Origin of the sequence: Variovorax sp. UMC13 (assembly GCF_014170375.1) — a bacterium.
Classification (GTDB): Bacteria; Pseudomonadota; Gammaproteobacteria; order Burkholderiales; family Burkholderiaceae_C; genus Variovorax.
In genome coordinates this window covers 39,742-52,072 of sequence record NZ_LZZW01000033.1, presented here as the reverse complement: position 1 = coordinate 52,072, position 12,331 = coordinate 39,742, and the positions used below count along the sequence as shown (strand labels likewise).

The 12,331-nt window shown below is 59.3% G+C and carries 9 protein-coding genes, 3 pseudogenes and 1 other annotated feature; of the genes and pseudogenes, 9 read left to right on the top strand and 3 right to left on the bottom strand.

The genetic code is table 11. The annotated features are described in order from the left end of the window. Positions 1-9 precede the first annotated feature (9 nt). Both A9977_RS34790 and A9977_RS28415 read right to left on the bottom strand, forming a co-directional pair. A pseudogene (locus A9977_RS34790) lies at positions 10-297 on the bottom strand (H-NS histone family protein); the annotation flags it as partial. 14 nt (positions 298-311) lie between these two features. Next, a complete protein-coding gene (locus tag A9977_RS28415; RefSeq protein ID WP_183028165.1) occupies positions 312-932 on the bottom strand; it encodes a zincin-like metallopeptidase domain-containing protein in 621 nt (206 codons plus the stop codon). Here A9977_RS28415 and A9977_RS28410 point away from each other — a divergent pair. The 9 genes and pseudogenes from A9977_RS28410 to A9977_RS28370 all read left to right on the top strand — a co-directional run bounded on the left by A9977_RS28410 (position 912) and on the right by A9977_RS28370 (position 10,396). Beyond that, positions 912-1,160, top strand: a complete 249-nt coding sequence (locus tag A9977_RS28410) for a transposase (protein WP_310936215.1) — start codon at positions 912-914, stop codon at positions 1,158-1,160. The genes A9977_RS28415 and A9977_RS28410 overlap by 21 nt on opposite strands. Continuing rightward, a complete protein-coding gene (locus A9977_RS28405) occupies positions 1,157-1,678 on the top strand; it encodes an IS3 family transposase (protein ID WP_183028163.1) in 522 nt (173 codons plus the stop codon). The genes A9977_RS28410 and A9977_RS28405 overlap by 4 nt, the downstream gene beginning before the upstream one ends. 298 nt (positions 1,679-1,976) lie before the next feature. Then, a pseudogene (locus A9977_RS28400) lies at positions 1,977-2,791 on the top strand (IS3 family transposase); the annotation flags it as partial. Then, positions 2,255-2,371 (top strand) — a sequence feature (AL1L pseudoknot). Its footprint overlaps the pseudogene before it by 117 nt. A 72-nt stretch (positions 2,792-2,863) precedes the next feature. Continuing rightward, on the top strand, positions 2,864-3,217 hold the full coding sequence (tnpA, locus tag A9977_RS28395; RefSeq protein WP_183028162.1) for an IS66-like element accessory protein TnpA: 354 nt from the start codon (positions 2,864-2,866) through the stop codon (positions 3,215-3,217). A 7-nt stretch (positions 3,218-3,224) separates the two neighbouring features. Continuing rightward, positions 3,225-3,563, top strand: coding sequence for an IS66 family insertion sequence element accessory protein TnpB (tnpB, locus tag A9977_RS28390; protein ID WP_183028161.1), 339 nt, complete (start codon positions 3,225-3,227; stop codon positions 3,561-3,563). 66 nt (positions 3,564-3,629) lie between these two features. Further along, on the top strand, positions 3,630-5,264 hold the full coding sequence (gene tnpC / locus A9977_RS28385) for an IS66 family transposase (RefSeq protein WP_183028160.1): 1,635 nt from the start codon (positions 3,630-3,632) through the stop codon (positions 5,262-5,264). 26 nt (positions 5,265-5,290) lie between these two features. Beyond that, a pseudogene (locus A9977_RS28380) lies at positions 5,291-5,725 on the top strand (DDE-type integrase/transposase/recombinase); the annotation flags it as partial. Between the two features lie 648 nt (positions 5,726-6,373). Then, on the top strand, positions 6,374-8,545 hold the full coding sequence (locus A9977_RS28375; RefSeq protein ID WP_183028159.1) for an adhesin: 2,172 nt from the start codon (positions 6,374-6,376) through the stop codon (positions 8,543-8,545). Between the two features lie 315 nt (positions 8,546-8,860). Further along, complete coding sequence (locus A9977_RS28370; RefSeq protein ID WP_183028158.1) at positions 8,861-10,396, top strand: EAL domain-containing protein; 1,536 nt, start codon at positions 8,861-8,863, stop codon at positions 10,394-10,396. Between the two features lie 828 nt (positions 10,397-11,224). On the opposite strand, the gene A9977_RS28365 is transcribed toward A9977_RS28370, so the two are convergent. Beyond that, positions 11,225-11,833, bottom strand: a complete 609-nt coding sequence (locus tag A9977_RS28365; protein WP_183028157.1) for a Crp/Fnr family transcriptional regulator — start codon at positions 11,831-11,833, stop codon at positions 11,225-11,227. Positions 11,834-12,331 lie beyond the last annotated feature (498 nt).

The following is a 12,331-nucleotide window of genomic DNA, read 5'->3' as shown; positions in this document are numbered from 1 at the left end:
GCGTAACCAAGCCGGCCGTGGGCCTCGTCCGCCCCAGACATTGCCTTTGTCGTCACCGTACCGCGCGCCCCTTGCACCAGCAGCGCGTTTTCCCTTCGCCCCCTTGGAAGACGTCGCACGCTTCACCGACGACGCTGGGCTCGGCGAGAACTTGAGATCATCCGCTGAAAGGTTGTATTTGGCGATCAGCTCATTAATCTTAGCGACGACACCTTTGGACTCGATGGCCAACTGCCGTTGGGCAAAAGCTTGAAGTGCGGCGATCTCGCGTGCGAGTTGAGCGTAAGTTTTAGACATCGACAACAGAAGAGTTAAACATTGGAGTGTAGTGACTTGCGGATCTGAGGCCACGGGAGTCGCGTTCCATCGATCTGCTCGTCGGTCGCGGGACATTGCGCATGGTCGTGAGACGGCATCTCTCTTGCCAGGATGTATTCGAACGCCTGGCAAGCGTGCGGCGCAGCTGTGAAGATTGCCGTGCGATCGTTGCGGAGCACCTGAAGCCAATGGTCGAGGTACGCCGCATGCCCCTCGATCGTCGCCTCGACCAGCCCGGTGTGCCCCAGCACGAAGGCGCTGCCGAGCTTGGCCACCAGCTCCCCAAAGGCGTAGGCCGCATCGCCGAAGCGCTGGCTGAAGTTGCGTCCAAGGCGATCAGGATGTCCGGTCCAGTGCACGAGCTCGTGAAGTGCCGTAGCGCAGTACGCCTCGGGACTGGTGAAGCACGCGACATCGGGCATCAGGATCTGATCCGCGCGCGGTGCATATGCCGCGCGGTCGAAGCCGTGGCGGATCCGCGGCTTGCTGGGCTTCCCCCGGTTTCCCGGACACATCGAATGACATGATGTGTTTAGGAGGCAGACATGCCAAGGACGAGAAGAACGTTTACGGACGAATTCAAGCGGGAAGCGGTGAAGCTGGTCAAGCAGCATGGAGCGAAGGTCACGCACATTGCGCTGGACCTCGGCATCGAGCAGAGCGTGCTGCGTCGGTGGGTCAGCCAGGAGCATGGAGGTGTGCTCGACATGCGACCCAACAAGCCATTGCGCAGCGAATCAGCATCTGAGGTCGAGCGCCTTCAACGGGAACTCCGTCGGGTCACCACGGAGCGCGACATCCTAAAAAAAGCGCTCGGCTACTTTGCAAGGGACCCGCAGTGAAGTGCGCCTTTATCGTTCGCCATCGCGACGTGTGGCCTACGCGGGTCATGTGCCGGGCGATGAACGTCTCGCCCAGCGGGTTCTATGAATGGTTCGGTCGTGCCGCCAGCGAGCACAGCCAGACCGATGCGAGGCTCACACGCAGCATTCGGGAGAGCTTCGAGCTCAGCGACCGCACCTACGGCAGTACGCGGGTATGGCACGACCTGAAGGCGGCGAACCTGCAAGCCAGGCGCAAGCGCCGCAGGCTGCCTGGAGACCCCGCGAGCAGGCTGGAGAACCACATTGCACCGAACCACCTGCAGCGCGAGTTCGGTGCGCTGGAGCCCACCCAGAAGTGGGTTGCAGACTTCACCTACATCTGGACGGCAGAGGGCTGGCTCTATGCAGCAGCGGTGATGGATCTGTACTCGCGTCGTATTGTGGGCTGGTCGATGAGCGACACCATGCAGGCTCGAATGGTGAGCGATGCGCTCCTGATGGCCTTGTGGCGAAGAGGCAAGCCCAGTTCTCTTTGAGGACGAAGCGGTCGCCCTAGCAAAGGACTGAAGAGCAACCGATCTCGTCAGGCGCGGACCGAAAATTTCGGCTGTAACTCGACTGCAGCTGAAGTGGATCTTTAAGTTGGCCTTCAAATACATGCGCTGTGTTGACAGTGCAACTTGAACTGTGATTCGTCGGCATGCGAGAGCATAGAGCGGTCGTCGCTCCTTCCTTCTCGATCTGCTGTTGGTATTTTCTAGTTGGTGACCAATCGTGGCCTTTATGAATCGCCCCGTTTTTTGAGGAGGCTCAACACTCTGAGAGGATTGAGCCATGAGCAAGTCGAACAAGTTCTCACCCGAGGTGCGCGAGCGCGCGGTGAGGATGGTGCAGGAGCACCGTGGGGAGTACCCGTCGTTGTGGGCGGCCATCGAGTCCATTGCACCGAAGATCGGATGCGTGCCGCAGACGCTGCACGAGTGGGTCAAACGCGTGGAAGTCGATGCGGGCGTGCGCGAAGGCGTGACGACCAGTGAGACCCAGCGGATGAAGGAACTGGAGCGCGAGAACAAGGAGCTGCGCCGGGCCAACGAAATACTGAAGCTGGCCAGCGCGTTTTTCGCCCAGGCGGAGCTCGACCGCCGGCTCAAGTCCTGAGGGACTTCATCGACAAGCATCGCGATACCTTCGGGGTCGAGCCGCTCTGCAAGGTCTTGCAGGTCGCCCCGTCAGCGTATCGACGCCATGCAGCGCTGCTGCGGGAGCCCCACAAACGCTGTGCCCGAGCGCATCGCGACGAGGTGCTGGCGCAGCAGATTCAGCGTGTCTGGCAGGCCAACATGCAGGTCTACGGTGCCGACAAGGTGTGGCGGCAACTGGTACGCGAAGGCGTGGCCGTCGCCCGCTGCACGGTCGAGCGATTGATGCGCAAGCTGGGGTTGCGCGGCGTGATGCGTGGCAAGGTCGTGCGAACCACGGTCGGTGATGCCAAGGCCGCGTGCCCGATGGACAGGGTCAACCGGCAGTTCAGGGCGCAGCAACCGAACCAACTGTGGGTCAGCGACTTCACGTATGTCTCGACCTGGCAGGGCTGGTTGTACGTGGCCTTCGTCATCGACGTGTTCGCCCGTCGCATCGTGGGCTGGCGGTAAGCGTCCGGCCATCCCATCTTGAATGCGGTTGCTGTCGCGGCAAGGATGGTGTCCACCAACACAAGTTAGGTGGACACCCTGGAAGACTCCAAACAATCCTCACGGCGGCGTCATGGCGCCGCGCTCAAGGCACAAGTCCTCGCCGAATGCGCGCAGCAGCATGCCTCCGTTGCCAGCATCGCACTGGCTCACGGCCTGAACGCCAACCTCGTGCACAAGTGGCGCCGCCTGGCCGGGATGTCGCAAGCTCCCACGTCGAATCCTGCCCTCGAGTTCGTCGCGGTGCCATTGGCCGCGCAAGCGCCGATGGCGGCGAGTGACATCGCCATCGAACTGCACCGCGGCGCCATCACGGTCAAGGTCAGCTGGCCGATGGCCGGCGCTGCGTCTTGTGCAGCATGGGTCCGCGAGGTGCTGCGGTGAGCCGGACATGATCCGCGTCGACGCGGTATGGCTGGCTGTGGAACCCCTGGACATGCGAGCCGGCACCGACACGGCGCTCGGTCGTGTCGTGAGGGTGTTCGGCGCAGCGCGTCCGCATCACGCCTACCTGTTCGCCAACCGTCGTGCCAATCGCCTGAAGGTGCTCGTGCATGATGGGATCGGCGTCTGGTTGTGCGCACGGCGGCTGCACCAGGGCCGGTTCCTCTGGGCCAGTACGGGCTTGGGCACAACGTCGATGGCCATGACGCGCGAGCAACTCGATGCCTTGATACTGGGCCTTCCATGGCAGCGCCTGGGCGAGGCCAGCGTGATCCGCGTGGTGTAGCCAGGGGCGGGCAATTGGGGCGTTCGCGGATGGAGGGGCGCAGGCGAGTTCGGCACACTGCTGCTCATGTTCAGCGGCGATCAACTGCAAGGTCTTGGCGAGGCGCAGCTTCGGGCTCTGGCGCAGAGCCTTCTGAAGGAGATCGACGATCGCGATGCGGTCATCGCCGGCAAGGACGCCGAGATTGCGCAGCGCCTGGCGCAGATCGCGCACACCGACAGCGAGATGCAGGTGAAGGACCGCAAGCTCGTGTGGAGCGAGGCCCGCATCGATCAGCTCACACACGAGATCGCGGTGCTCAAGCGCTGGAAGTTCAGCGCCCGCAGCGAGCAGCTGGACGCAACGCAGAAGAGCCTGCTGGACGAGTCCATCGAGGCCGACATCGCGGCCATCGAACTGGAGTTCGAGCAACTCAGGCCCGCAGCGGCATCCGACGATGCGCCGCGACAGCCGAGGCGCGCGCCGCTGCCGGTGCACCTGCCGCGCACAGAGCATCGCCACGAGCCGGCATCGACGACCTGTACCTGCGGCTGCGCCCTCAAGCGCATCGGCGAGGACGTGAGCGAGAAGCTCAACTACACGCCTGGTGTGTTCACGGTCGAGCGCCACATCCGCGGCAAGTGGGCCTGCGCCAAGTGCGAGACCCTGGTTCAGGCGCCGGTTCCCGCGCAGGTGATCGACAAGGGCATCCCCACTGCGGGCCTCCTGGCCCAGGTGCTGGTGGCCAAGTACGCCGACCACCTGCCGCTGTACCGGCAGGAGAGCATCTTCGCGCGGGCAGGCATGGCGCTGTCGCGCTCGACGCTGGCCGAGTGGGTCGGAGCCTGCGGCGTTCAATTGCAGCCCTTAGTGGATGCACTCAAGGACGAGATGCTGGGCCACAGCGTGCTGCATGCCGATGAGACACCTGTGGCGATGCTGGCGCCGGGCAAGAAGAAGACGCACCGTGCCTACCTCTGGGCGTACTGCCCAGGCGTGTTCGAAGACCTCAAGGCCGTCGTCTATGACTTCGCGCTGAGCCGCGCGGGCGAACACGCTCGTGCGTTCCTGCAGCAAGACAACCAGCCATGGCACGGCAAGCTGGTGTGCGATGACTTCAGCGGCTACAAAGCCAGCTTCGCGCAGGGCGTGACGGAGGTGGGCTGTGCTGCTCACGCTCGGCGCAAGTTCTTCGAGCTGCATGCGAACACCGGAAGTGCGGTGGCCGAGCAGGCCCTGAGGTTCTTCGGCGAACTCTACGAGATCGAGCGCGAAGCGCGGACCCTGGATGCGAGCCAGAGACTGCGGCTGCGACAAGAGAAGGCGCGCCCGCTGGCGGACTCGCTGCACGCCTGGATGCTCGCGCAACGTCTGCGCGCGACGGACGGAACGGGGCTGGCGCGCGCACTGGACTACAGCCTCAAGCGATGGGCTGCGCTCACGCACTACATCGACGACGGGCAGCTCCCGATCGACAACAACTGGGTGGAGAACCAGATCCGGCCGATCGCACTCGGGCGTTCGAACTGGCTGTTCGCTGGCTCGCTGCGCGCGGGTCAACGCGCCGCGGCCGTGATGAGCTTGATCCAGTCGGCCAAGCTCAACGGGCTCGACCCGCATGCGTACCTGAAGGATGTGCTGCAGCGCTTGCCGACGCACAAAGCTCGCCTCGTCGGCGAACTACTGCCACATCGGTGGCAGCCTCTGCCATCAGCTGCCTGACGCGCGCGTCAAGGGCGTGTTCACCGGACGCTTACGGCTGGCGCGTGAGCAGTTCAATGCGAACGGACTTCGTGCTCGATGCGCTGGAGCAAGCCCTGTATGCCCGGCAACCCGAGCGCGATGGGGGCCTGATATGCCACAGCGACAGAGGGTCGCAATACGTCAGCATCCGGTACTCCGAACGGCTGGCCGAAGCCGGCATCAAGCCTTCGGTGGGCAGCAAGGGCGACAGCTATGACAACGCCTTAGCCGAGACCATCAACGGGCTCTACAAGGCCGAACTCATCCATCGCCGAGCACCTTGGAAAACAAAGGAAGCCGTGGAGTTCGCGACGCTCGAATGGGTGTCCTGGTTCAACCACCATCGCCTGCTCGAACCCATCGGGTACATCCCGCCGGCAGAAGCCGAGGCAAACTACTACCGGCAACTCGCCGGTCAGGCCACCGCGGTGGCGGTCTGACTTAAACCAACCGGCCTCCTTGAAAGCTGGGGCGATTCATTAAGCGCGTGGTTCGCCAATCTCTTAAGCACTTCTTGTGCATATGAATGGAGATTGATGGCGGTGTGTCCATTCTTCATTTCGCTGACACTCGGTCTTTAAGCGTGTTGAGGCTCTAACGTTGGTGCCTCGAGTGTAAGGATGGATGGTTATGACGTCTACTCTCGCACTGGCCTCCGGATTTTTCGAAGCTGCCACGCTCTGAAGGAACTGATGCTTGAGAGCCGTGCCAGCAATGATGCCTTGCCATTTTTCGCGGCACTAAGCCGTTACTAATCAAATCCTTAGCCATCGCTTAACGCGGGAAATTTATCCACCGAGTGTTGTCGGTATCGGGGAAGAAAGAGTCGAGATTAGCAGTTTTCGGCAAGCGCTCGAGATTGTGTGATCTCAATCACACAGCAGATGATTTAGTAGATTCTTTGTTGTTTCGAAAAGTACATTTCTGACTGGCATCGGAAATGCTGGAAGTGCGACCAACCTTGGCGTTCACTTCTCTATAAAAATCTACTAGATCTGGAGTTATCCTTGTCGTCTCACGTTCGCGTTTCTCACTCACATCGGCCCCGCTTTGTTCGTAGTATTCTTGGCGCGATTGTCGCGACCGTCATGACCGGAGCTCTTGCTGAGCCCACGCCGGCGTGGTTCGTTCAAGTGGGCGATGGAAATATCGCCCCGGGCAGCAAAGATGTCATCAACGGCGGACAGGCCTACGATATCCGGGCCGCGGCAACTCAGGCGCAAGGCGCTGCCAATGATGCTTTGAGTCTTGCAGCGGTGGCAAACAACGCTGCCAGCGCTGCACAGAGCACGGCCTCTTCGGCGCAGAGCACTGCGACACTCGCGTTGAACGCAGGCGGCACAGCGCAGATTGCCGCTGGCAATGCGCTCTCTGTCGCGAATGCAGCTTCGGCTGCCGCGAGCGCGGCCCAGTCGTCTGCGGAAGCGGCATTGGGAGTTGGTACCGCAGCCCAGAATGCTGCCGGAACAGCCCAAAGCACGGCCGATGGGGCAATGGGTTTGGCGAGCGCGGCCTACGGAAACGCCAATCTGGCGCAGAACGCTGCAAACAACGCCAGTAATCTCGCGGGCATGGCTCTGGGTGTGGGCATTGCGGCCCAGACTGCTGCAAGCGCGGCACAAGATTCTGCCAGCGCAGCAGCAACCGCTGCTGGGTCGGCGCAAGGTACGGCCGACAGGGCGTTGAGCGTTGGGCAAGCAGCGCAGAACGCAGCCGGCGCTGCGCAAAGCACGGCCGATGGCGCGCTCGGGTTGGCAAGCGCCGCATACAGCGGCGCCAACCTTGCGCAGAACGCTGCGAGCAACGCCAGCAATCTCGCGGGCATCGCCCTGGGGGTGGGCAATTCGGCCCAGACTGCTGCAAGCGCAGCACAGAATTCTGCCAACACGGCAGCAAGCGCTGCTGGGTCGGCGCAAGGCACGGCCGACACGGCATTGAGCGTTGGGCAAGCAGCGCAGAACGCGGCGGGCACTGCACAAAGCACGGCCGACGGTGCCCTGGGTTTGGCAGGCGCTGCTTATAGCGCCGCGGGTGCCGCGCATCAGGCGGCGAACGCCGCCAACGCCGTCGCGGGTATTGCGCTGGGAGTCGGCAACTCAGCTCAGAACGCTGCCAACAACGCGCAGGCCACAGCCAATTCGGCTTTTGGCGCCGCAGGATCAGCACAGGGGACAGCCAACACAGCACTGGGCGCTGCCAACGCTGCGCAGATCACGGCCAATGCCGGTGTGAGTGCTGCAGCCACGGCGCAGGGTACAGCGACCACCGCATTAGGTGCCGCCAACCAAGCGCAATCCTCTGCAAACGCAGCGCAGGTCACGGCAGACGATGCTCAGCGCCTGGGGCGGAACTCTGCGCAGTACGCCGCTGGCGGTACGCAACTCGAACTCAATGCGAACGGCGGCGCAGGAACGACGATCCGTAACGTGCGCGCAGGCGTTGCGGTCACCGATGCGGCGAACTTTGGACAGGTGCAGCAAGCACAGCAGGTGGCGGTCGTGACCGCCAACGTCTTCACGACTCAGCAAGTGACGGCGCTGCAAGATGTCATGAACAGGGCCTTCGAGAACGGACTGTGCAGTTTCAATGGCGGAAACGTCACCTGCGGCACCGGCAGCAAGGCCACGGGCACAGGAGCAACAGTTGTTGGTCCGAACGCCAGCGCCAACGGGGACGATACAACTGCGATCGGCAATGGCGCGCAGGCTAACTTCGCTGGTTCCGTAGCGATCGGTGCAGGCGCAAGAGCATTGGCGGATCCAACCACTGCAGTGGGCAACAATGCGATCGCTGCGGGCAACAACTCTGTGGCCCTGGGCGCAAACACGCTGGCCCTTGGTTCCAACTCCGTTGCGCTGGGCCAAGGATCCGTTGCAACCCGTGACAACACCGTGTCGGTGGGGAATGCGGCATCGGGCCTCACACGTCAGATCGCTAACGTAGCGCCCGGTACGTTGGCAACCGATGCTGCCAACCTGGGGCAGGTGCAGCACGCTGTAGACGCATCAACTCAAGAAGCCAAGACCTTCGCGGCCAAGGGTGTGGCTGCTGCGCTGGCGATGCCTCAGTTGCCGGCGCTTGCGCCAGGAAAGCATTGGACAGGCGTTGCCTTGGGTGCTTACTCTGGTCAGAGCGCCGTGGGTGCCGCATGGGGCTACCAGGTCAGCGATGCCTTGAATGTGGGAGTGGGAATCTCGGGCCCGACGACCAGTGGCACCAGCAGGATTGCGACACGTGTTCAACTGGGCTACGCTTGGTGAGTTGAACTAGACATCGAAGGAGCACGGTGAGATCTTTTGGGCCTACTTCGCCCTAATCCTGCACTCATACAGGGCGTGCCAGCCTGATCGTCATGGCCTTTTTCTATTTTTGTTCGACCGAGCGTGTCCGCGGGAGCCGCTGCGATGCAAGGGCCTGACAAGGCGTCGAACCTACAACAGGCTAGAGTTTTTCGGAAGTTCGTGGCCGCATGCAAAACCGCTTTACCCGCGGGCGGTGCTCTTGCTGCCCTAGCTTGCTTGTGCGTTCTTGCTGTTTGCCTCCTCGGCGCGATATGGTTGGCGTGTCTGCAGGGTGTGCAGCAAGCGAAGGGGCGTGCGGAAGAACTATCAGCTAGCGTACTTCGACGCGTCGAGGTTATCGCCGTTCAGATTGACGATGCCATCGCCGCAGCCAGCGTTGAAGTCGATCCGGCCAAAATTTGTGACGCTAACGACATCGCGCTCATGTCGGCGGTTCAATCGCGCTATAGCTACATCGGAGCCATCGGACGTGTGGCTCCTGGCGATAATCACGTTCGGTGCTCTACTTTCGGACCCGGTACCAATGGCTATCTTCTCGAGCCACCTGACCATGTCAAAGGAAGTCGGGAACTCCATCTAGGAGCCAAACCGACGCGCGATGGCCATGAATACTTCGCCGTGTTGCAAGGTAATGTTGTGGTGTTTGTGCACAGCGGAGTGGCTTCCCTGTTTTTGCCGACCCTGCTAGACATGTCGCTGGGCGCCCGCATCAAAGACGGAGGCCCGGTCGTCTTCTTTCGAGGAGCATCTGCTCCGAACAGTCAGAAGGAAACTGAACGTGGAGCGTTCTCCTTGTTTTTTGATGGGGCCGGGGTGCGAGGTGTAAGTGCTTCAGAAAATACTGATTATCTTGCATTCGTGGACATTCCCTCAGCAAGAGTGCAGGCCAGCATCTACGACGCGGCAGCTTTTTTTCTTCCATGGGGTGCTTTGCTCGGATTGAGCCTTTCCATTCTCCTCTTCTACTCTCTGCGTACCTTTACATCCATACCGGCTGCCCTTCGCCGCGCGCTACAAACTGATCGTGTTTACATGGAGTATCAACCGATCGTCGACTTGCGCAGTGGGCAATATGTTGGCGCAGAGGCTCTGATCCGATGGAAGCGGGGCAGCACGCTCGTGCCGCCCGATCGATTCATTGGTGTAGCCGAGCGTGCAGGGCTTATGCCGCTCGTGACACGTCGCGTTGTACAACTCGTAGCTCGGGACACTGCACTGTTCCTTCGAACGCATCTGGACATGCACATCAGCATTAATTTTTCGGCATTGGATCTGACCTCAGGCCTGGCATTGAAGCTCCTTACCGAACTGCTTGGAGTGACCGGCCTTCCGGCGACTTGCTTCTGGCTGGAGGTCACCGAAACAAGTCTCGCAGATGAAGGCCTGGATGCGAGGATCTCTCAGATCCGAACCCTTGGAATACGAGTGGCAATTGACGACTTCGGCACTGGTTACGCCAACCTAGATGTACTAGCCTGCACCAAGGCCGATCTTCTTAAAATTGATCAACGCTTTGTGCACGCCGCTGTAGGCCATGGCCAAGCGTCTGAAGTATCACTCGCGATATTTGCTTTGGCCAAAAAAATATCGTTCGAAATGGTTGGTGAAGGTGTTGAAACGCAACTGCAAGCGGAGATCTTACTCAAAAATGGAGTTCAGTTTGCCCAAGGATGGCTGTTCGGGAAGCCAAGCTCGATTGCGGCATTTGATAAGCTGATCGAGAAATCAAAAAAATCAGTGCGACCCAAAATTTCGCGCGCAAATCTAAGTCTTACGAACGATCGAAATGGCAGCGATCGAGCTAAGTAATGTTCTTAAATGTCAATGGCAGTTGCGCTTTCTGCAACACTGTACTGAAGATGGCTTCGATTCGGAATGCGACTGGATTTGCTGGCCTGTGGATTTCCGGAGTGCGTGAGATGAGTATAAATTGGTTGCCCGCACAACTCAAGTGCCAGAGTGTGCAGTGTCAGTGTGCGCTACAGAAAAGTCTCTATCGGCAAAACGCCACACTGTTGCGCCAATAGCGATCAGTGATTTCGATAAACGCTTAATCGGGATAAGGCCTGTCGAGACGCCGGTAGAAATCGGCAACCATCCGCACGGATTGGCTCCCTTCGATTTCAGGGGCTTGCCCTCCCATATTTACAATAGCCAGTATAACTTCTTCGTTCATTTTTGGCTGTAGAGTGAAAAAATGGAATGCGACTGAGGTTTGTGGGGCGAAAAATTCAGATTTCACCCGATTGAGTCTTTTTATGAAACGCCCTTTTCCTGTGCGTGATCAAAGTGTTTGTTATTTCTCGCTTGGAGGCCAAGTAACTATCGCCGCAGATGTTGCAATGGTATGCGCGCAGTCCCGGCAAGAGTCTCATCCAGTAACGGCGTTGGATTCGTTCCAATGACGGCGGCCTGCAAGCGCAGCCATATTTCATAATTTTCATGGTTTAGTCCCGCGTATCGGCCTGCAGCGAAATTTCCGAAACTGTACGCTGGGGTAATGCGTTTTAGACTGTTTTGGGTGCTTTGAGAAACGAGCAGGAATTTCCTGGTCGATCGGATGTGGCCCTTCAAATAGCTTCGCTGCTGTCAGGGGATAACTATGTTGTTGGGAATTCGAGGGGAAGCGAAGCCACCTTATCCTTTAATTTCCAAACCTCGGCTCTCGATGCTTTTCATTTTTTTGTTCACGACTTCGCGTGAGACTCCTGCGTACGATGCAATATTCGCTTGGCTGATGCGCTTGTCATAGCCTCCGCCCTCCGAAGGGGCGATTTTGGCAAGTTCATGCATTACGCAGTCTATAAGTTTTTCCGTGGGGCAAGTGGTTACTCGCTGCAGTTGCATGCGTAGAGCGCCAAGTCTTTTCGACTCATGTTCAAGCAATCCGATCGTAAAATAAGGATACTTAATGCATAGCGCTCGCACTGCGGATAATGGTATTTCATAGACATCTGATGGCAGGGCCGCAACGACTGTTGCTGCACTGTCAAAGTCATCGTTCTGCAAAACCTGGGGAAGGAAGAATTCCTCTCGTCGAACAAAGTCTGTTATTACTTCTCCGCCACCATCATTGCACACCAAAGAGACTCTTAGCAATCCTGAGGCCACACAGAGTATTCTTTCGGATTTTTCTCCGTTTGCCAGCAAGCGCTGATTGCGTTTGTATGATTTAATGCTGACAAGCTTTTGCAGATCGTCGCGTTCGAATTGCGGGAGATGGCGGGTGAGTGGGTGCAAATACATGGTGGGGGAGTAAGGGGTTTTGCGAGACCTGCCGATTGAGGTGGCGACGTGCGAGAAATACTTCCTAAAATTCATGTGATCTTTGGAAGTTGACGATCACACTTTTTGCCGCCGTCAACTTGTTGATCATTGACCGGTGATTTAGGAAGAAGCTGTATCAGAGCGATTTGTTCGTTGCGAGCATGAGCAAGCTACGCTGTCGAGGGGCGCAAGGCAGGGAAGGGGAGAGGTATGCCGGGCATCCTGCCGGTGCCTTGCCGTTAGAGCAATTCGCAATTGCTGAAGGGGGTGTTCGAAAGCGGCCTGCATCGGGTACGAAGAGTGGCCGTCGTCTGCGCCACGCAGTCTCTTTGCAAGCTCTTGAAGTCTGTACGCTTATCCTGCAACGCAGCCCACATGAACTCAACGCTGCCGAGGTGGAGAATCTCTTCTGAGACTCACTGAGCAGGCCTTCTGAATTTGCATTTGCTCGGAAATATTGGCCGCCTTCAAGGGCGG

Bases quoted from the DNA above. Each gene is read 5' to 3' on its own strand.
- A9977_RS28415 (WP_183028165.1), bottom strand. From the start codon at position 932: ATGCTGCTTGACCAGCTTCACCGCTTCCCGCTTGAATTCGTCCGTAAA.
- tnpB (WP_183028161.1), top strand. From the start codon at position 3,225: ATGATCCGCGTCGACGCGGTATGGCTGGCTGTGGAACCCCTGGACATG.
- tnpC (WP_183028160.1), top strand. From the start codon at position 3,630: ATGTTCAGCGGCGATCAACTGCAAGGTCTTGGCGAGGCGCAGCTTCGG.
- A9977_RS28375 (WP_183028159.1), top strand. From the start codon at position 6,374: ATGACCGGAGCTCTTGCTGAGCCCACGCCGGCGTGGTTCGTTCAAGTG.
- A9977_RS28365 (WP_183028157.1), bottom strand. From the start codon at position 11,833: ATGTATTTGCACCCACTCACCCGCCATCTCCCGCAATTCGAACGCGAC.